This is a genomic window from Campylobacter coli LMG 9860, from assembly GCF_000254135.1.
Lineage (GTDB): Bacteria > Campylobacterota > Campylobacteria > Campylobacterales > Campylobacteraceae > Campylobacter_D > Campylobacter_D coli.
The window spans coordinates 21,536-39,686 of record NZ_AINS01000016.1 but is presented as its reverse complement, the minus strand read 5'-3'; the positions used below and the strand labels follow the sequence as shown (position 1 = coordinate 39,686).

The window sequence follows — 18,151 nt, the reverse complement described above, 5'->3', positions numbered from 1 at the left end:
GAGTTTTTATTTCACTTGCTTTTTTTTCTTTAAAAGCACATGTACTTAAAAATACTAAAGAAAATAAGCTTAGAATTATCATTGTGATTTTCATTTAATGCTCCTTTGTTTAAAATAAGCATATTATAAAATAATTTTTATATGAATTGATTTTAAACACTAAGCATTTTTTCATAGTTTATAAACTACATGCTTGCTTGTTAATTATGTATGATTTGAAAAATCTAGATTTAGATAAAAAATATTTTACCCATTTTATCTAGAAATTTCTTTTATAGTGCATTTGTTTTTATATTGATAAACAAAAACAAACCAAATAAAAACATAACAATAAGTCCAAAATATTCTAAAAAGATTCTTATTTTTGTATGTGAAATGCTTTTATAAAATTGATTTGCTCCTAATGCAAAAGCAAACAATACTAAACACATTCCCAAAGTGATAAAAATAGCAGAGCTTAACGCATACCAAAAACTAAACTCATAGGCAAATACTATAAGTAAAACAACCCCAGGACAAGGCACTAAAGCAGCACTAAGTATAATACCCCATTCATTGCTTTTATGATGAGCACAGCAGCATTGCTTTTTATCGCTTAATATCTTTTTACTAATCATAAATAAAGCAATAAAAATAATAAACAAACTCGTAATCTTAGTCAATACAAAGCCAGCTTCATTATTGACATCTTTTAATAAATGCTCAAGTAAAACCACTCCAACACTTACCAATAAAAACGCACTCAATATGTGAATAACTCCTATCCTAGATACAAAGTACAATATCTTTAAGGGTGTACTTTTATGGGTTAAAAAATACGAACTTGTCAGCATTTTAGCATGACCTGGAGCACTAGCATGAAAAACACCATACGCAAAAGAAATCACTAATAAAATCAAAAAGGATTTAAAATCAAATTCTTTTCTTAATATATCTTTAATATGGGCAAAAAGTGTATTATTAAATTCAATCAATTTTTCTAAAAAATTTTTTGAAGGAGAAGGACTTGGAGTATTATCTATATATACATCTTGAGGTAATTGCCCTTGATATACTTCAAAAGATGCAGTGCTTGAATCAATACTAGAAATGATATAATTTTGCGAATTTAGGCTTATAGAATTTTGATTTTTTATATTAAAATTAAAAAATCCTCCATCATCGTGAATTTTTATACTAAAGGTGTTATAATCTTTAATGGGCATATCTAAAACAACTTGATAACTAAAGAACAAACGAGGAGACTTTATCTGCAATTTAGGATTTTTAAATTGCTTGATATTTATATTTTCTTCCAAGCCATTAAAGCTAAATTGAGTTAAAAAATGCTTAGGTTTTATGTAGTCTAAAAGTGTGTATTTTACAATTTCAAGTTCATCAGGATCAAATTTATCATTATAATTAAAGTCATAATTTTCAAGCAAAACATTAAAAAATTCTTCTGAAAATTCCCAGCTTATATCTACTTGTTTGATTTTTTCATTGCTCATATTAAAATCTAAATTTACATCTACATTTGGGGTGTAAGTTGCGCACAAGGCGCAAGAATATAAGTTGCTTAAAGCTAGAAATATTAAAACAAAAATCGCTCTCATTGCAAGGCCGAACTTAAAGCTTGGATACTTTTTAGAAGCTCCTCATCCCAATTTCTAGCCAAATGATTAATAGAAACAATTTGAGCATTTAATTCTTTAGCTAACACTTTTGCAGAATTTTCTGGAAAGCCAGGCTGAACAAAGATAACGCGTATATCTTTTTCTTTTGCAAGCTTGATAAGATTTTGCAAATCTTTACTTTTAGGCTCTTTACCATCAATTTCTACAGGAATTTGCACAAGATTGTATCTTTTAGCCAAATAAGCCCAACTTGGATGATAAACTATAAATTCATTTCTTTTAATATTTTTAAGTTTCTCTGCGATTTGAGCATCCATTTGATCAAGCTCTTTTAAAAAGTTAGCCAAATTTGCTTCATAAAATTCTTTATTGTTTGGAAAACTTTGCACTAAAGCTTGGGTAATATTTTGTGCCAATTTTTTAACCAAAATAGGATCAAGCCAAACATGAGGGTCATTATGCTCATCATGCTCTTCTGCGTGATGTCTATCGTGATCATGATCGTGTTCATGCTCATGATCATGCCCTCCTTCAAGAAGATGAATACCTTCATTAATATTAACAATTTTTACATTTTTTAATACACTTTTAAATTTTTTTTCCAAAATTTTTTCAAGCTCTAAATCTGCTAAGAAATAAATTTCACTTTGCTCTAATTTTTTCAATGCTTGAGGCTTAAACTCCATAGTATGCTCATCTGAATTTGGTGGTATGAGTATATTTATTTCAACACTATCTTTAGCTATTTTTTCCACAAAAAAAGCTTGAGGTGGAATGCTGACACTAATTATGGGCTTTCCAAAAGCAAAAACACACAATACACTTAATAATAAAATTCTCAACATAGATTTTCCTTATAATAAAATATTTTGAAATTATACAAAATGCAACTTAGTTGCAACTTAAACATAAAGTTGCAAACATAAAGCTTTTTTATGCTACAATAAAATATAATTTATATTTTAAAGGTAAATCTTATGGAAGCTCTTGAATTATTAAAAAAACACGATATAGCTATAACAGACCTACGCGTAGAATTACTACAAATTTTATCCCTTGCAAAGACTCCATTAAGTTACGATCATTTTGATATCAAAGCCAATAAAACCAGTTTTTATCGTAATATGGAACTTTTTGAAAAAAAGGGCATTGTTAGTAAAAGTGAGTTAAACCGCAAAAGTTTTTATGAATTAGCAGATCACGCTAAGGCACATTTTGTTTGTGATAAATGCCATAAAATTAGCGATGTTCAAATGCCAAAAGTAAAAGGTACGATTAAAAGTGTGCTTATAAAAGGCATTTGTAGTGATTGTGAAAAATAAAATAAGCCAAATTTAAGAAAGTGATTTTATTTACTGCTTATACAGAAAACAAAATCAACTCAATTTATCCTCATCATCATGATCATGAATGTATTCTTCTTCATTTTCCAAAGTATCAACAAAACGCCCTATCCTTTCCCAGCGAACATTTTTATCTTGATCCCATGAAAAATAAACAAACCAAGGCTTTCCTACTATCAAACGATAAGGAACAGAGCCCCAAAAACGGCTGTCATAAGAATAATCTCTATTGTCCCCTACCATAAAATATTCTTCTTCGGCCACATCAAAAACATAGGCATTACCACCACTAAAGCCTATATTATTTCCAAGTTCTTTAAAATAAGTTGGCGACATAGCAAATTTGCCCACACTAAGAAAACGCAAAATATCACTTTCTATATCTTTGTTTAAATCATAATGAATCCCTTTTTGCCTATAAGGCTCTTTAACATAAATTTGCCCTCCAAGGGTTGCCAAATCATCAGGATAATGTTCTTTCATAAATTCATCACCCTCATGCATTCTTACATAAAGTGTTTTATTGGCATAAACGATTCTATCTCCGCCCACTCCTACACAGCGTTTTACAAAATGCTCTTTTTCATTTTTAGGGTTTCTAAAAACCACTATATCGCCTCTTTGGGGGCTTTGCCCTTTGATTAAATGTCCATCTTTATCAAAATCCGGTAAAACTGGAATTTCAAGCCACGGAATATGTGGAGTTGGAATTCCATAGCTGAATTTTTTAACAAATAAAAAATCACCTACAAGCAAGGTATTTTTCATCGAACCTGAAGGTATAACAAAGGCTTGTATAAAGAAAAAGATTACTAAAAGAACGATGGTAACCGTTCCTGTCCATGATTGTGAAAATTTATAAAGTTTTTTTAAAAAATTCATTTATATTCCTGATTTTAAACTATTTTTAGCTGATTTTACTGTGTTTTCCAAAAGCATCGCTATAGTCATAGGGCCTACACCGCCTGGAACAGGGGTTATAAAACTGGCTTTTTTTGAAACCTCTTCAAAATCCACATCGCCTACTATTTTGCCATTTTCAAGGCGATTAATTCCTACATCAATTATAATAGCACCCTCTTTAACCATATCTGCACGAAGCAAATTAACACATCCTGCTGCTACTATAATCAAATCTGCTTTTTGAGTATAAGCGCTCAAATCTTTTGTTTTTATATGACAAATACTTACCGTACAACCCGCATTTAAAAGCATGGTAGCCATAGGACGACCTACTATATTTGAAGCACCGATTACAACGCTATCTAGTCCTTCAAGATTGATATCATAAGCTTTTAAAAGTTTCATAACGCCAAGTGGAGTGCAAGGTAAAAATCCACTTTCCAAACCTAAATTTAAATAACCCACATTAATAGGATGAAAGCCATCCACATCCTTACTACTGATGATACTTTCTAAAATTAAATCCTTGCTGATATGTTTTGGTAAAGGAAGCTGAACTAAAATTCCGTGGACACTATCATCGTGATTTAAGGTATTAATAAGAGCTAAAAGCTCATTTTGAGTTGTATTTTCATCCAAACGATAAACCAAAGATTTTATATCACATTCTTCGCAAGCTTTAGCTTTAGAATTGACATAAGTTTGACTTGCTGGATCATTACCTACTAAAATTACCGCAAGGCAAGTTTCTACTCCATTTTCTTTTAACATTTTGTTTTTTTCTTTAAGTTCTTGTTTAATCTTGGCGCTTAAAGCTTTACCATCAAGCAAAGTCATTCTTTTCCTTTATAAATTTATCACTTTTTTAAAGTAAAAATTGTATCATATTAAAACTTCATTAACAAGGTGAAATTTTGAAAGCTGTTTTAATATTTCTAGGAGCTATTTTAAATCTTTTTGCTTCTGATTTCATAACACTTAAAGAGTATTCGAAAATGCTCTATGAAAACCCAAGGGGTATTAGTTGTAAAAAATGCCATGGTAACGATGGAAGCGAACAAACTCTAGGTTTTTATATGAAAAATGGAGTTAAAACAGCCTATAAAGTCCCAAGTATTCAAAATCTTAGTTTTGAAGAATTTCAAAATTCTCTTAATCAAGACAAAGATGCAAAATCGATCATGCCAAATTACTCATTAACCAATGATGAAATTATAACCTTATATAATTACATCAAGCAATCTAAAAAGGAGCAAAAATGACAAACAAAAAAGCTTTTAAAATAGCTTGCAGTCTTATTGCAGGAGGTGTAAATTCTCCTGTTCGTGCTTTTGCCAATGTGCAAAGTGAGCCTAGATTTATATCCCATGGAAAGGGAGCTCATATTTTTGATATAGAAGGCAATAGCTATATTGATTATGTGCAAAGTTGGGGACCTTTGCTTTTTGGGCATTGCGATAAAGATATATTAAAAGCTTGCAATGAGGCTTTAAAAAAGGGTTCAAGCTTTGGTGCGCCGACTTTGCTAGAAACACAACTGGCCGAGCTTGTTTTAGAAGACTTTCCGCATTTAGATAAAATTCGCTTTGTAAGCAGTGGTACAGAAGCGACCATGAGTGCCATACGCCTTGCTCGCGGTTTTACCAAAAAAGATAAAATTCTAAAATTTGAAGGTTGCTATCACGGGCATTCAGATTCTTTACTTGTAAGTGCTGGAAGTGGCGCTGCTACTTTTAATTCACCGAGCTCTTTAGGGGTTTTAGCAGATGTAGCAAAGCATACTCTAGTAGCAACTTATAACGATATAGAAAGCGTAAAAGAGCTTTTTGAGAAAAATAAAGACATTGCTTGTGTTATTATCGAACCTATTGCAGGAAATATGGGATTAGTTCCTGGCAAGCAAGATTTCTTAGAAGAGCTTGTCAAAATTTGCAAAGAAAACGATACCTTGCTCATCTTTGATGAAGTGATGAGTGGATACAGAGCTTCATATCTTGGCTCTTATGGTATCAATCACATACAAGCAGATATCGTTACTTTTGGCAAGGTTATAGGTGGAGGCGTACCTGCAGCAGCTTTTGCAGCTAGAGCAGAAATCATGGATATTTTAAGTCCATTAGGAGGAGTTTATCAAGCAGGAACACTCAGTGGAAATCCTTTGGCAATGGCTGCAGGAATTGCTAGTTTATCTAAAGCCAAAAAGAAAAAAGATCTTTATACTAAACTTGGAAAATTAGCCAAAAGGCTTACTAAGGGAATGAAAGAACTTGCAAATGAAAGAGGTATTGCTTTACAAACTTGCTATGTGGGTTCTATGTTTGGATATTTTTTCACGCAAGATCCAGTATATAATTATAAAAATGCTTTAAAATCTGATCTTAAACTCTTTTCTAAATTTCATCAAAACATGCTTAAAAATGGAATTTATCTAGCTCCTTCTCAATTTGAAACAGGATTTATCTGCGCTAAAATGAATAAAGAGCATATCGATAAAACCCTACAAAGTACACATGAAAGCTTTAAGAAACTATGAGTGAGAATTCTAATAAAAGACAAAAAATCATTCGCAAGACTATAGAAGCCGCAGATGGGCTTAGTCTTGGAATTTCCATGGTCGTTGCTATTTTAATCGGGATTGGCGTGGGGTATTTGTTAAAAAAATTTACACCCTACCCTTGGCTTTTTTGGCTGGGTGTATTTTGGGGTGTTGCAGCAGCAATACTTAATGTTTATAAAACCTATAAATCACAAGTTAAAAGCTATGGAGAATTTCAACAAAGAGACGAGTTTATAAAAGAGAAAATTCGCCAAAAAGAACAAGATAATGGAAAATAAAAAAGCTTTTTTTATTATCTTGTGCTTAATTCACGTCTTGTTTTATTGCATTCTTGTTATTTTTAAATGGATAAATTTAAATATAATTTTAAGCTATGAATTTGCTTTTTTTAGCATTTTATTGATCGTTTTTACTTCTTATTCTAATTATAAGAAATTTATCCTAGCTCAAGCAAAAAACCATCAAAAAGATTTCATTTATCCGAGTTTATTTTATATAAAAAAGATAGAAAAGTTACCTAGAATTGTTAAATTTATTTCCATTAAAGACGATTTATCTCTAAATTTTAAAGATAGGTTACGCTTTTTTACTTTGTTTTTTGCCTTATTTAAATTGATAGCCTATGGGGTTTTAGTTGCGGGATTTTTATTTTTACATCGTCAAGATAAATTAGATATTTTATCCTATATATGTGGAATTTCATCCTTGCTAGTATGTGTTTTTATTTTTATGCTGTATATAAGAAGATATGAGTCCAAAAAAAATCATTAGATCCATGACAGCACTTTTTGCCAGTATGACATTTTTGTTTGCAGGCAATGCCTTGATCGTAAGCTCCATAGGTGTTATTTTAAAAGAAAATAAAGAAAGCTCCTTGGCTGTTGGAGTGCTAAGCTCTTGCTTTTTTATAGGAGCCCTTATAGGCACCATCGGAGCACATAAAATCATCTCTCGCATAGGACATATAAGATCTTTTGGTTTATTTGGTGCGGTGTTTGGAATTTCTGCTATGCTTCATACCCTTAGTGAAAATCTTGTTTTTTGGGCGATTTTAAGATTTTTTATAGGAATTTGCTATTATGGGCTTTTAATGGTAATAGAATCATGGCTTAATGAAAAAAGCAAAAACGCCGTTCGTTCTAGAATTTTAGGTTTTTATGAAATCGTATTTTATCTTGCGTTTGGTATTGGGATTTTGATTATTGCTTTAGATTTAAACAAGCATAATATATTTATTTTAAGTGCAGCACTTATCTTGCTTTCATCATTGCCTTTAAATTTAATCAAGATCAAAGAACCCGTCTTGCCCGCACCAAGTCCTATTTCTATACCTAAAATTTTTGATATAGCTCCTTTAGCTATTGTTACAAGTTTTATAGCTGGAATGCTTATTAATGGGTTTTTTTCTATGGCGTCTTTGTTTATACTTTTACAAGGCTTTGGAGCTCAAGAAGTTTCTTATTTTATGTTTTGTGGGGTGCTGGGTGGATTTTTAGCCCAAATTGTAGTAGGAAGTATTTCTGATAAAATGGGACGAAAATTCGCAATCATCACTTGCTCAAGCATAGGTTTTTTTACCATGCTTATCTTTGCTTTTTTTAAACTTCATTTGTATATGCAATATTTTTTAGGCATTTTACTTGGTATAGGAGTTTTTTGTCTTTATGCTCTAGCTCTTGCAAGGGCTAATGATATGCTAACAAACAAAAATCAAGGCGTTGAACTGGGTCGTGGGGTTTTATTTTGTTATTCTTTAGGCTCTTTGTTTGGTCCTTTAATTTTAGGATTTTTAATACAATATTTTAATACAGATGGTTTTGTTTGGTTTTATATAGCCTCTCTTGGATTTCTTATCCTTTTTGCAGTTAATAAACCCAATATTTTAAATAAAAAATTTAAGAAAAAACCAGGAAATATGGTGATGCTTGATGATTAATACTCAACTTACAAGCCAAATTGCAAATGCACAAAAAAATGACATAAAAACCGATAGTGGGATAAGTAAAGATAAATTAAATTCTAAAGATAATCCTAAAGAAGCACTTTCTCAAGCCTTAAAACAAAATTTGGGACTAAGTAAAAATGCAAGCGATGAAGAAGTTTTAACTCGTTTTGTTCAAAATGAAACAAGCGCAAAATTAAAAGAACTTGTCAATAAGCTCTTAGATCAAATCAATGCACAAAAAAATCCTGACTCACCTATGCTTAAACAAGGAAAAAATCTAAATTTAGCTCCTAATTTTGCCAATGAATTAAAAGTCTTAAGCACAGAACTTGCAAAAAGCGATACCTTTACTCAAGTTTTGGATAAATTAAACCAAATTTTAAAACCCGCAAGTGAAATAAAAAATAGTAATTTAGCGCCATTGTTAAAAAATTCGGGTATCTTTTTTGAAGCGAAATTAAAAGACGCTTTAAACGAGGAATTATTACCCAAAAGTTTTCATTCTCTTATAAGCATGATTAAAAGTCTTAGCAGTGAAAAGATTGGTGCGCAAATTGCACAGCTTGCAAATGCAAATTTAAGTCCTAAAGACACCTTAAAAGAATTAAGAAATATTATTTATTCTAATAAAAATGAAAATAAGCAAATTTTAAATCAAAGCTCTTTTAAAGCTCTTTTAAATTTAAGCTCAAAACTAGAGAATTTTAAAAACTATATCGCTAAAAATCCAAGCCATACTCAAGAAAAAATTCTTCCTATAGCTAGTAAAATTGCAAAAGAATTAAATGCGATAAAAAATGATTTTTTTAAAGCTTTAAACAGACCAGAAAATTTAATGATAAAAGATACCGAGCTTTTAAAACAAAGTGCAAAAGCTTTTGAAAAATTAGAAAATACCTTAAAAAATATCCTAGGTGATCATTTTCCTAAAACACCCCAAAAAGAAAGTATTTTAGAAAGTCTTTTAAATCATAAAGAAAACATTAAAAATGAAAATATTAAAAACGAAAATATCAAAGAAGATATAAAAGCTCAAAACGAAGACATTAACAAGAATGATGAATATACCAAAGATGAAAGCCCCGACTCTAGCATCAAACAAGAAGAAAGTGAAGAAAAATCCCCTCAAGTACCAAAAAAAGAAAATTCATTAGATGATAATGATGCGGATATAAAACAAGATATCAAAAAAGAAGAAAATTTAGAATCTCAAGAAGATTTTCATCCAAAAGAGGATCAAAATTTGGATTCTAAAACGGAAAATCGTAAAGACAATACTCAAGATTCAAAAAATAAAACAGAAGAAAATCAAGCAGAAAACAATACAAAAAATTCCACCTCAAACCAGGATAAAATCAAAGATGAAAAACAAGAAAAAATTAAAGAAAATATAACCAAAGAAAATCCTAAATTTTACGAAACAAAAACAGAAAACAAAACTTCAGCAAACACTCATAACCCAAACAATAATCCAAGCAATACTCAAAATACACAACAATTAAACAATCAAACCGCCCAAAATATCATAAAAAATCAAGAATTTATAAAACAAAATATTGTAAAGAATTTGGCCTTTAGCGTAGAAAATTTGGACTTAGAGCAAGTGCAGGATTTAAGCAAAAGCTTAAGCAATCTTTCAAGAAAAGTCAATGAAAGCCTAAAAGAACTCGAGCCCCATACTCAAAATGCCAAACTCAATCAAGCAGAATTAAAAACCTTAGAACATAAATTAAATTTATCCATAAAAGATTTAGCACAAATTAAACCAAAAACCGAGCAGGATATAGCCGAATCTTTACATCATGATGTAAAATCAACCCTTTTGCAAATTTCAAATTTAGCCAAAAACGAAGGTAATGAAGCCGTATACAATCAAGCCAATCGTCTTTTAGCGCAAATTGAACTCAATCAACTCATGTCTTTAGCTAATGATTCTATCAATACCTATCTGCCCTTTTCTTGGGAGGATTTAGATGATTCTAAGATCATGTTTAGGCGTGGAAAAAAGGATAAATTTTTTGCTCAAATTAAACTTGAATTTGCCAAGCTTGGCGATTTGGAAATTCTTATCTCTTTAAACAATGATAAATACATAGATATTAATATCATGGCAGAAAATGTTGAATTTAGAAAAACCATCTATGAAAATGCTCACGAACTTAAAAGAAATATCAATAAAGCAGGACTTTTAAGTGCAAATTTCTTTGTAGGAGATATCATAAGAAGCAAATTTGATACAAGAAATGCCAAAAATTTAGATCTTGAAATGGGTATGGATAAAAAAGTATGAGCAAGATAAAAAAATCAATCAAAAAAGCTGTCGCTCTAGGCTATCAAAAAGAAAAAAATTCAGCACCTAAAGTTCTTGCTAGCGGCAAAGGAGAAAGTGCTGCTAAAATTATCTCTTTAGCTAAAGAACACGGAGTTCCTATCAAAGAAGATGAAGATTTGATAGAAATTTTAAGTAAATTAGACTTAGGAGATGAAATTCCGCCCAATATGTATAAAGCTGTGGCTGAAGTTTTTGCTTTTATTTATCAAATGGCAAATAAAACACCTAAAAATTAATCTGCTATTTTTTCTCCAAATTTAACATTCTGCCCTGCTTTAAGCTTGATATCTAAAAGTCCTTTTTGAGCAATTAAAACTATGGTAGAACCTAATTCAAAATTTCCCAATTCTTCACCTTTTTTAAGCTCTAGATTTTCATATTTTCTAGTAAAATTATGAGAAAATTTTGCATTAGTTTGTATGCTTGTATCAAATTTAAAACGCATTTTTCCTACATTTTGAGCTCCTACAAACACAAGCCAAAAAATACCCTTTTCATTTTGACATTTTAAACTCACTCTTTCATTTTTTACATATAAATTACTAATACGCTCTAAATGCTTTTCATTTACACTATAAAGGGCGCCACTTGTGTAAGTTGCACTTAAAATTTGCATATTGCAAGGACTATGATAGCGGTGATAATCTCTTGGAGAAAGATAGATATTAACATAATCAAGCCCATTTTCCAATTCTTCTTTTTTAAAACTATCCTTTAAAAGCTCTTCTATGCTATAAGTATGCCCTTTAATCGAAAAAGCAAAGAGTGCATTATCTGCTAAAAAAGCACTTCCGCACTCTAAAATTTTCCCATCACTTGGACTTATAAAACCCTCATTTATCTCTCTTGGAATTTGCAAAGATCTTGTAAAAAGTGCATTTAAGCTTTCATATTCACAAGGAGCTTTAAATTCGCTCATATCGATCTTAAAATAATTGACATATTTTTCATTGATTATTTTTTGTATAAAACTAGGAAATTCAACCCCTGCTATAAGTCCAAAAATTCTTGAACTCTCATTAGAAAAACTCATTTTTCACCTTTCAAATTTAAAATTACAATTTCATTGGGAGCAAAAACTCTTAAACTAGGCCCCCAAAAACCTGCCCCACTGCTAACAAAAAGTTTGGTATTTTCTCCTAAATCATAAAGCCCACGTATAAAACCTTGATGAAGCTTTACTAAAAACATAAAAGGGAAAATTTGTCCCCCATGCGTATGACCACTTAAAATAAGATCAAAATCACTTAAATTATAGAGCAAGGCTGTTTTAGGCTGATGAGCAAGCAAAATACTAGCTTTACTTGTGTTTAAATCTACCTTAACCCTTGCTAAATCAGGAGCGTACAAACCCTTACTAAGCCCTGCTAAATCTCCAAGTCCTGCGATATTTATAAAACCTAGGTCTAAATTTTGGTTAAGTAAAATTTTCATATTGGTGTATTCTTTAAGTAAATTTAAAACTTCATCTACTCCATGATAATACTCATGATTACCCAAAGCATAAAAAGTTCCATAGGTGGATTTTAAATCATTAAGCCTTGAAATATAATTTTGCAATTCTTTAGGATTTGTATCTACTAAATCCCCCACTATAACCACCATATCAGGCTTTTGCAAATTTACTTCAACGATGAGCCTATCCAAAAAATCCTTATGCAAATTTTTACCCAAATGTATATCTGTAAGCATAGCTATTTTTAAGTCGCGATCAAGTTTGGCAAGATAGATATCCGTACTTTGAATTTCAGGCACTCTTATAGCGTTATTTATACTTGTATAAATCAATACTACTGCTAAGCTTATGATAGTTAAATCAAAAACCGAGCGCAGGGCAAGACTATATTTTTTATGCATCTTACCCATTAACATTAAAATAAGCCTTATAAAATCAAGCCCCAAAGTTATAAAAAATAAACAATAAGTCGGTGCATACAATGCAGCCAAAAATTCGTACCAAGTATCGCTTAGGTATTCATTTCTGCGAAAGATTAAAAATATCGCTTGAGCTAGAAAAAGCAGAGTAAAAACAAAGGCAAAAATTTTATAAAGATACTTAAAGATAAAAATTTTCTTAATCAATCTTTTATAAATATAAATATTTGCCAAACCAAAAATCAATAACGTAACAAAAGAAAAAATAAAAAATATCATAATCCTAATTATAACAAAGCAAATTAAATATCCATATAAATTTTTCTGTTATAATAAGCTTTTAATAAAATCAAAGGTTATCAAATGTATCGTTTTGCACCTTCTCCAACAGGCGATATGCATATAGGAAATTTACGCGCGGCTTTATTTAATTATATATGTGCTAGACAAAAAAATATGGATTTCATTTTGCGTATCGAAGACACCGATAAGGCTAGAAATATAACAGGAAAAGAAGAAGAGATTAAAGAAATTTTGCATCTTTTTGGCATTTCATGGCAGCATTATTATGTACAAAGTGAAAATTTAAAATTTCATCGTCAAATGGCTTTAAAGCTTGTAAGTGAAAAAAAAGCTTTTGCTTGTTTTTGCACCGAAGAAGAGCTTGAAGCAAAAAAAGAACTCGCCAAAAAGCAAGGCAAGGCCTATCGCTACGATGGCACTTGTCAGAATTTAGCAGACATTGATGTTTTAGAATGTGAAAAACCCTTTGTAATTCGCCTTAAAAAACCTACTCACACTATGAAATTTACAGATTTTATCAAAGGAGAGTTAAGTTTTGAGCCTGAAAATATCGATTCTTTTGTGATTATGCGAACAGATAAAACCCCTACTTACAATTTTGCTTGTGCGGTAGATGATATGCTTGAAAATGTAAGTTGCATCATACGCGGTGAAGATCATGTTTCAAATACCCCAAAACAAGAACATATTCGTGCAAGTTTAGGTTATGATAAAGCTATGACTTATGCACATTTACCTATTATCTTAAATGAAGAGGGTGTAAAAATGAGCAAAAGAGAGGCTCATTCTTCAGTAAAATGGTTACTTGAGAGTGGAATTTTACCTAGTGCGATCGCAAATTATCTTATCATGCTAGGCAATAAAACTCCTTGTGAAATTTTTACCTTAGAAGAAGCGATTGAGTGGTTTGATATTAGCAAAATTTCTAAAGCTCCAGCGAGATTTGATCTTAAAAAACTTTTGCAAATCAATCGCGAACATATAAAAATGATGGCAGATAATGAACTCAATACTGCTTTAAATTTAAATAAAGATCTAGCACAACTTGCCAAATTTTATACCCAAGAAGCAAGCACCATCAAAGAAATCAAAGAAAAACTAGAAGCTATCTTTGGTGCTAAAGATTTTAACGAATTTGAACCAGAATGTAAAATTTTAAAAGATCTTTTAAGTCAAATCGAACCTTTTGAGAGTTATGAAGAGTTTAAAAGCTATCTCTTAGAAAAAAGTCAACTAAAGGGTAAAAAATTTTTTATGCCTCTAAGAATTATCCTAACTGGAAATACTCATGGCCCTGAATTAAGTGATCTTTACCCTTATATAAAAAATTATATTAACGAATTAGCAAGGATATAAATAATGGTTGTAGATTCTTTGATTATTTCTATTTTTCAAGTGATTCAAATTATTATCAATATTTACACTTGGATTATCATCATCACAGCACTTTTAAGTTGGGTAAATCCTGATCCTTACAATCCTATCGTTCAAATTTTATACAAGCTAAGCTACCCTGCTTATGCTTTAGTGAGAAAAATTCCAACACGCATAGGAAGCATAGATCTTGCGCCTTTGATTATCGTTTTAGCCTTACAATTTCTTAGTATTTTTCTTGGAAATATCCTAAGGAGCTTATTGTGAGAAAAATACTTATCTTACTTAGCTTAAGCTTAGTATTTTTAAATGCTAGCCCCTATAATTTAGAAAGATTAAAACAAGAGGAAAATTCCATAGCTAAAGATTATTATATCTATCGTCTTTTAGAAAAAAAAATAATAAGTAAAAAAGAGGCTGAAGGCTTAAATTCTCATATCTTCCGCTATGTAGGTAAAATCAAATCCGAACTTGAAAAAATAATTCCTGTAAAAATTTTCATCGATCCTAAATACGGTCCATGCTACAACTACACGAAGGTTAATATACTCGATGCAAATCAAACTTGCCAAAGTATAAGATTAAACTCAATAGCCTTTATAGCAAGCCTTGATAATGCTAGCCGAAGTGCCTTAGCTCAAAAACTTAGTCATCAAAGAGGCGATTTGGCTAATTTACTTTTAGCTTTTAACACTCCCGAACCTATAGCTTATATCATTCAAAAAGAAGATGTTAATGGTTTTTTTAGACTTCGTAATTATTCTAAAAAATATGATTTTGATTTAAATGCTAGTTTTGCTAATAAGCTGCCAACTCATGTAGGATTTAAGAATTTTGCACAAAATATTATCATAAAAAAAGAAAATCCCAAATTTAGGGCTTCAATGCTAAAAATAGATCCAACATTTGTAAATGAGGATTCTGCTTTTTATTTAGGCATTAATGCCTTAGCCTACAACAAAGAAGAACTGGCTTACAATTTCTTTGCCAAAGCAGCACAAACTTTTAAAATGCAAAGTAACAAAGACAATGCTATATTTTGGATGTGGATGATTAAAAAAGATGATAAAGATTTGCAAACTTTAGCCAAAAGCTCTTCTTTAAATATCTATAGTCTTTACGCTAAAGAATTAACAAATTCTGAATTTCTTAAAATCGAAGTCATAGATTCTACAAATAAGAAAAAAAACAATTTCAATATGCAAGATCCTTTTGCATGGCAAAAACTCAACAAACAAATTCGCGAAGCTGATGCAAGCGAACTTGATAGATTGGCTAAAGAATTTGACTCAAAAGAAACTCTGCCTATCTATGCTTATATCTTAGAAAGGAAATCAAAATTTAAAAACCATTATTTTATAATGCCTTATTATGAATACATTAAAGATTATAGCGCCCCAAGACAAGCGCTTATCTTAGCCATTGCTAGACAAGAAAGCCGTTTTATCCCTACTGCGATATCGGTTTCTTATGCTTTAGGTATGATGCAATTTATGCCATTTTTAGCCAATCATATCGGCGAGAAAGAATTAAAAATTCCAAATTTTGATCAAGATTTTATGTTTGAGCCAAAAAATGCCTATTATTTTGGAAATCATCATTTAAATTATTTAGAAAAACATTTAAAATCTCCTCTTTTTATTGCTTATGCTTATAATGGAGGCATAGGCTTTACCAATCGTATGCTTGCAAGAGATGATATGTTTAAACAAGGCAAATTCGAACCTTTCTTGTCTATGGAATTTGTTCCTTATCAAGAAAGTCGAATTTATGGAAAAAAAGTATTGGCTAATTATATTGTGTATCGACGTCTTCTGAACGATAGTATAAAGATTTCGGATATTTTTGAAAATTTAACTCAAAACAAGGCAGGTGATTTAAACAAATCTTAGCTGTAATTTTGTCTTCTTTTTTTACGCTTGGAAGAGTTATTTTTAGATAACGGGTATAACGATTTTGTATCAAGTATTTAAAAAACTCTTCATCAAGTTCTTCTATATTAGCCTTTCTTTCATTGATAAAAATTTCTAAATTTTCTATCTTCAAAGTATCAGGAGTGATAGTCAAAGCAAAAATATCCTCCTCGCTAGCTTTATCTAAAATAGGATTTAAATAAGACAGGGTAATTATAGCATTCATTTTATCTTGAGTAATTTTATATTTTTGAGCAAACATTAAAGTTTGAGTTTTCAAATTCGCATCCACAACCGCTTCTTCCTTTAAAGAACAAGCACTAAAAACTAACATTGCAAGAGCTAAAGTATAAATCTTCATATTTTTCCTAATTTTTTTCTATATTTTAACCTTTTAACTCTATTTTTTGGTTTAAAATACTATAATTTACATTTTATTTTAGGAAAATGGTAATGAAAAAATCAATCATAGCTTTTAGCGGTCCCTCAAATTCAGGCAAAACAACACTGATCACAAAAATTGCAAATGAATTTATAAAACAAAACCTAAAAGTTTTGATTATCAAACACGATCCTGCAGATAAAGCTCAATTTGATGTCAATGGCAAGGATAGTTTTAAGTTTTTTCAAAGTGGTGCTGAAGTGATGGTTTTAAGCCCTACTCGCACGACTTTTTTCTCTCATGAAAAAAGAGATATTTTAAGCGCGTTAAAAATAGCGCCTGATTTTGATTTATGTTTGGTTGAAGGATTAAAAACCTTAGATTTACCACGCATAAGTGTTTTTTATAAAGAAATTGATGAAAGTTATTTTGCTTTTTCTAATGCTATTGCAAGCTATGAAAAAATTGATTCTTATCCGAATTTAACTTGGCTTGATTTAAATGACGTGCAAGGAATTTGCAATTATATTTTAAAAAATGCGAAAAATTTACAAGGAGAATTATAAAATGCAAGAACTTATTTCCTACATACAAAAAGTAGTAATTGAAATTTCAAATGCTTTAAAATTTCCCGATACAAGCTATAGTCAAAACCAAAACTCCACAGGCGATACTCAACTTAAATTTGATGTTTTAAGTGATGAGATTATCACAAATACTTTAAGTCAGTGCCCTAGCATTAAAGCTATTATCAGCGAAGAAAAAGATGAGATTTTAAATATCAATGAAAATGCGAAATTTATCGTCGCTTACGATCCGCTTGATGGCTCAAGTTTAATGGATGTTAATTTTGCTATAGGTTCTATTTTTGCTATTTATGAAGAAAAAGCAAGTGCTAAAAATTTAAAAGCTGCGCTTTATAGCATGTATGGAGCTCGCTTGGAACTTGTTATTTGCGAAGATAAGCCAAAACTCTACCGTCTTGATAAAAACAACGAATTTGTTTTTGTAAAAGACCTTCAAATGCAAGAAAAAGGTAAAATCAATGCTACAGGCGGTACTCAAAAATTTTGGGAAGAAAAGCATGCTAAGTTTATCAAAAAATTATTCGATGAGGGTTATCGCCTAAGATATTCAGGAGCTATGGTAAGTGATATCAATCAAATTTTGCTCAAAGGTGGTGGACTTTTTAGCTATCCAGCAACTAGTGATGCGCCTAAGGGTAAATTGCGCGCTTTTTTTGAAGTATTTCCTTTAGCTTTTATTATAGAAAAAGCAGGAGGTAAAACCACAAATGGAAAAAATCATTCCTTGTTAGAACTTGATTTTGATGAAATTCACGCAACTACACCTTGCTTTTTTGGCTCAAAATATGAAATTTCAGAGCTTTTAAAGGCTTATAATGAGTGAAATAAGAGATGAGTTTGAGCAAGACTTAGATAAAAAAAAAGAAATTTTAAGCTCTTGCCAAAGCTCAAAAGGCTTAAAGTCTTGCTATAATTGCGATGAAATTTTTAATTGCTCTACAAGAAAAGATTATGTAGATGCAGTTTACAATAGTATGTCTAAGGGTAAAACCGAAGGCGGATTTGATTTTTAAAGGAATAA

Annotated in this window: 21 protein-coding genes; 14 read left to right on the top strand and 7 right to left on the bottom strand. The window is 30.7% G+C overall.

Annotated elements, in window-relative coordinates; genetic code table 11:
- Positions 1–272 precede the first annotated feature (272 nt).
- Both CCO88_RS03075 and CCO88_RS03070 read right to left on the bottom strand, forming a co-directional pair.
- Positions 273–1,595, bottom strand: coding sequence for a HoxN/HupN/NixA family nickel/cobalt transporter (locus CCO88_RS03075; RefSeq protein WP_002776816.1), 1,323 nt, complete (start codon positions 1,593–1,595; stop codon positions 273–275).
- A complete protein-coding gene (locus CCO88_RS03070; protein WP_002790402.1) occupies positions 1,592–2,461 on the bottom strand; it encodes a metal ABC transporter solute-binding protein, Zn/Mn family in 870 nt (289 codons plus the stop codon). Before CCO88_RS03070 ends, CCO88_RS03075 begins: the two co-directional genes overlap by 4 nt.
- A gap of 132 nt (positions 2,462–2,593) precedes the next feature.
- On the opposite strand from CCO88_RS03070, the gene CCO88_RS03065 reads away from it, so the two are divergent.
- Positions 2,594–2,938, top strand: coding sequence for a Fur family transcriptional regulator (locus CCO88_RS03065; protein ID WP_002776808.1), 345 nt, complete (start codon positions 2,594–2,596; stop codon positions 2,936–2,938).
- Between the two features lie 54 nt (positions 2,939–2,992).
- Here CCO88_RS03065 and lepB read toward each other — a convergent pair whose 3' ends face one another.
- Both lepB and folD read right to left on the bottom strand, forming a co-directional pair.
- On the bottom strand, positions 2,993–3,841 hold the full coding sequence (gene lepB, locus CCO88_RS03060; RefSeq protein WP_002839330.1) for a signal peptidase I: 849 nt from the start codon (positions 3,839–3,841) through the stop codon (positions 2,993–2,995).
- Entirely contained in the window at positions 3,842–4,699 is an 858-nt protein-coding gene (folD, locus tag CCO88_RS03055) for a bifunctional methylenetetrahydrofolate dehydrogenase/methenyltetrahydrofolate cyclohydrolase FolD (RefSeq protein ID WP_002776802.1), read from the bottom strand.
- Positions 4,700–4,776: 77 nt separating this feature from the next.
- Here folD and CCO88_RS03050 point away from each other — a divergent pair, with 77 nt between their 5' ends.
- The 7 genes from CCO88_RS03050 to CCO88_RS03020 are packed head-to-tail and all read left to right on the top strand — an operon-like array spanning position 4,777 to position 10,932.
- Entirely contained in the window at positions 4,777–5,124 is a 348-nt protein-coding gene (locus CCO88_RS03050) for a c-type cytochrome (protein ID WP_002776800.1), read from the top strand.
- Positions 5,121–6,395, top strand: a complete 1,275-nt coding sequence (hemL, locus tag CCO88_RS03045) for a glutamate-1-semialdehyde 2,1-aminomutase (RefSeq protein ID WP_002793836.1) — start codon at positions 5,121–5,123, stop codon at positions 6,393–6,395. Before CCO88_RS03050 ends, hemL begins: the two co-directional genes overlap by 4 nt.
- Positions 6,392–6,697 carry an AtpZ/AtpI family protein gene (locus CCO88_RS03040; protein WP_002783745.1) on the top strand — a complete coding sequence of 102 codons (306 nt, stop codon included), beginning with the start codon at positions 6,392–6,394 and terminating at the stop codon, positions 6,695–6,697. The genes hemL and CCO88_RS03040 overlap by 4 nt, the downstream gene beginning before the upstream one ends.
- On the top strand, positions 6,687–7,190 hold the full coding sequence (locus CCO88_RS03035; RefSeq protein WP_002776794.1) for a hypothetical protein: 504 nt from the start codon (positions 6,687–6,689) through the stop codon (positions 7,188–7,190). The genes CCO88_RS03040 and CCO88_RS03035 overlap by 11 nt, the downstream gene beginning before the upstream one ends.
- Complete coding sequence (locus tag CCO88_RS03030; RefSeq protein ID WP_002776792.1) at positions 7,168–8,355, top strand: MFS transporter; 1,188 nt, start codon at positions 7,168–7,170, stop codon at positions 8,353–8,355. The genes CCO88_RS03035 and CCO88_RS03030 overlap by 23 nt, the downstream gene beginning before the upstream one ends.
- Entirely contained in the window at positions 8,348–10,654 is a 2,307-nt protein-coding gene (gene fliK / locus CCO88_RS03025) for a flagellar hook-length control protein FliK (protein WP_002810551.1), read from the top strand. The genes CCO88_RS03030 and fliK overlap by 8 nt, the downstream gene beginning before the upstream one ends.
- Positions 10,651–10,932, top strand: a complete 282-nt coding sequence (locus CCO88_RS03020) for a FlhB-like flagellar biosynthesis protein (RefSeq protein WP_002776788.1) — start codon at positions 10,651–10,653, stop codon at positions 10,930–10,932. The genes fliK and CCO88_RS03020 overlap by 4 nt, the downstream gene beginning before the upstream one ends.
- Here CCO88_RS03020 and CCO88_RS03015 read toward each other — a convergent pair.
- Complete coding sequence (locus CCO88_RS03015; protein WP_002776781.1) at positions 10,929–11,729, bottom strand: phosphatidylserine decarboxylase; 801 nt, start codon at positions 11,727–11,729, stop codon at positions 10,929–10,931. The two genes, CCO88_RS03020 and CCO88_RS03015, sit on opposite strands and share 4 nt — an antisense overlap.
- The gene (locus tag CCO88_RS03010; RefSeq protein WP_002776779.1) at positions 11,726–12,850 is read right to left on the bottom strand and encodes a metallophosphoesterase; all 1,125 of its coding nucleotides are present in this window, start codon (positions 12,848–12,850) and stop codon (positions 11,726–11,728) included. Before CCO88_RS03010 ends, CCO88_RS03015 begins: the two co-directional genes overlap by 4 nt.
- An 84-nt stretch (positions 12,851–12,934) precedes the next feature.
- On the opposite strand from CCO88_RS03010, the gene gltX reads away from it, so the two are divergent.
- The 3 genes from gltX to CCO88_RS02995 are packed head-to-tail and all read left to right on the top strand — an operon-like array spanning position 12,935 to position 16,140.
- Positions 12,935–14,230 (top strand): glutamate--tRNA ligase, encoded by a 1,296-nt coding sequence (gene gltX, locus CCO88_RS03005; RefSeq protein ID WP_002776777.1) that lies wholly within the window; start codon positions 12,935–12,937, stop codon positions 14,228–14,230.
- Between the two features lie 3 nt (positions 14,231–14,233).
- Positions 14,234–14,515, top strand: a complete 282-nt coding sequence (locus CCO88_RS03000; protein ID WP_002776775.1) for a YggT family protein — start codon at positions 14,234–14,236, stop codon at positions 14,513–14,515.
- The gene (locus CCO88_RS02995) at positions 14,509–16,140 is read left to right on the top strand and encodes a lytic transglycosylase domain-containing protein (RefSeq protein ID WP_025443319.1); all 1,632 of its coding nucleotides are present in this window, start codon (positions 14,509–14,511) and stop codon (positions 16,138–16,140) included. Before CCO88_RS03000 ends, CCO88_RS02995 begins: the two co-directional genes overlap by 7 nt.
- On the opposite strand, the gene CCO88_RS02990 is transcribed toward CCO88_RS02995, so the two are convergent.
- Positions 16,037–16,522, bottom strand: a complete 486-nt coding sequence (locus CCO88_RS02990) for a hypothetical protein (protein WP_002783754.1) — start codon at positions 16,520–16,522, stop codon at positions 16,037–16,039. The two genes, CCO88_RS02995 and CCO88_RS02990, sit on opposite strands and share 104 nt — an antisense overlap.
- A gap of 92 nt (positions 16,523–16,614) precedes the next feature.
- Between CCO88_RS02990 and mobB the strand changes: the two genes are divergently transcribed.
- Genes mobB through CCO88_RS02975 form a run of 3 tightly spaced genes read left to right on the top strand, consistent with a single transcriptional unit; the run spans position 16,615 to position 18,143 of the window.
- The gene (gene mobB / locus CCO88_RS02985; RefSeq protein ID WP_002776772.1) at positions 16,615–17,109 is read left to right on the top strand and encodes a molybdopterin-guanine dinucleotide biosynthesis protein B; all 495 of its coding nucleotides are present in this window, start codon (positions 16,615–16,617) and stop codon (positions 17,107–17,109) included.
- 1 nt (position 17,110) lies between these two features.
- Positions 17,111–17,953 (top strand): class 1 fructose-bisphosphatase, encoded by an 843-nt coding sequence (locus CCO88_RS02980; RefSeq protein ID WP_002839323.1) that lies wholly within the window; start codon positions 17,111–17,113, stop codon positions 17,951–17,953.
- Entirely contained in the window at positions 17,946–18,143 is a 198-nt protein-coding gene (locus CCO88_RS02975) for a hypothetical protein (protein ID WP_002776770.1), read from the top strand. The genes CCO88_RS02980 and CCO88_RS02975 overlap by 8 nt, the downstream gene beginning before the upstream one ends.
- Positions 18,144–18,151 lie beyond the last annotated feature (8 nt).

Bases quoted from the DNA above. Each gene is read 5' to 3' on its own strand.
- lepB (WP_002839330.1), bottom strand. From the start codon at position 3,841: ATGAATTTTTTAAAAAAACTTTATAAATTTTCACAATCATGGACAGGA.
- CCO88_RS02975 (WP_002776770.1), top strand. From the start codon at position 17,946: ATGAGTGAAATAAGAGATGAGTTTGAGCAAGACTTAGATAAAAAAAAA.
- fliK (WP_002810551.1), top strand. From the start codon at position 8,348: ATGATTAATACTCAACTTACAAGCCAAATTGCAAATGCACAAAAAAAT.
- CCO88_RS03030 (WP_002776792.1), top strand. From the start codon at position 7,168: ATGAGTCCAAAAAAAATCATTAGATCCATGACAGCACTTTTTGCCAGT.
- mobB (WP_002776772.1), top strand. From the start codon at position 16,615: ATGAAAAAATCAATCATAGCTTTTAGCGGTCCCTCAAATTCAGGCAAA.
- CCO88_RS03070 (WP_002790402.1), bottom strand. From the start codon at position 2,461: ATGTTGAGAATTTTATTATTAAGTGTATTGTGTGTTTTTGCTTTTGGA.
- CCO88_RS03040 (WP_002783745.1), top strand. From the start codon at position 6,392: ATGAGTGAGAATTCTAATAAAAGACAAAAAATCATTCGCAAGACTATA.
- hemL (WP_002793836.1), top strand. From the start codon at position 5,121: ATGACAAACAAAAAAGCTTTTAAAATAGCTTGCAGTCTTATTGCAGGA.
- CCO88_RS03035 (WP_002776794.1), top strand. From the start codon at position 6,687: ATGGAAAATAAAAAAGCTTTTTTTATTATCTTGTGCTTAATTCACGTC.
- CCO88_RS03075 (WP_002776816.1), bottom strand. From the start codon at position 1,595: ATGAGAGCGATTTTTGTTTTAATATTTCTAGCTTTAAGCAACTTATAT.
- CCO88_RS03000 (WP_002776775.1), top strand. From the start codon at position 14,234: ATGGTTGTAGATTCTTTGATTATTTCTATTTTTCAAGTGATTCAAATT.
- CCO88_RS03015 (WP_002776781.1), bottom strand. From the start codon at position 11,729: ATGAGTTTTTCTAATGAGAGTTCAAGAATTTTTGGACTTATAGCAGGG.
- CCO88_RS03020 (WP_002776788.1), top strand. From the start codon at position 10,651: ATGAGCAAGATAAAAAAATCAATCAAAAAAGCTGTCGCTCTAGGCTAT.
- CCO88_RS02980 (WP_002839323.1), top strand. From the start codon at position 17,111: ATGCAAGAACTTATTTCCTACATACAAAAAGTAGTAATTGAAATTTCA.
- CCO88_RS03010 (WP_002776779.1), bottom strand. From the start codon at position 12,850: ATGATATTTTTTATTTTTTCTTTTGTTACGTTATTGATTTTTGGTTTG.
- gltX (WP_002776777.1), top strand. From the start codon at position 12,935: ATGTATCGTTTTGCACCTTCTCCAACAGGCGATATGCATATAGGAAAT.
- CCO88_RS03065 (WP_002776808.1), top strand. From the start codon at position 2,594: ATGGAAGCTCTTGAATTATTAAAAAAACACGATATAGCTATAACAGAC.
- folD (WP_002776802.1), bottom strand. From the start codon at position 4,699: ATGACTTTGCTTGATGGTAAAGCTTTAAGCGCCAAGATTAAACAAGAA.
- CCO88_RS02990 (WP_002783754.1), bottom strand. From the start codon at position 16,522: ATGAAGATTTATACTTTAGCTCTTGCAATGTTAGTTTTTAGTGCTTGT.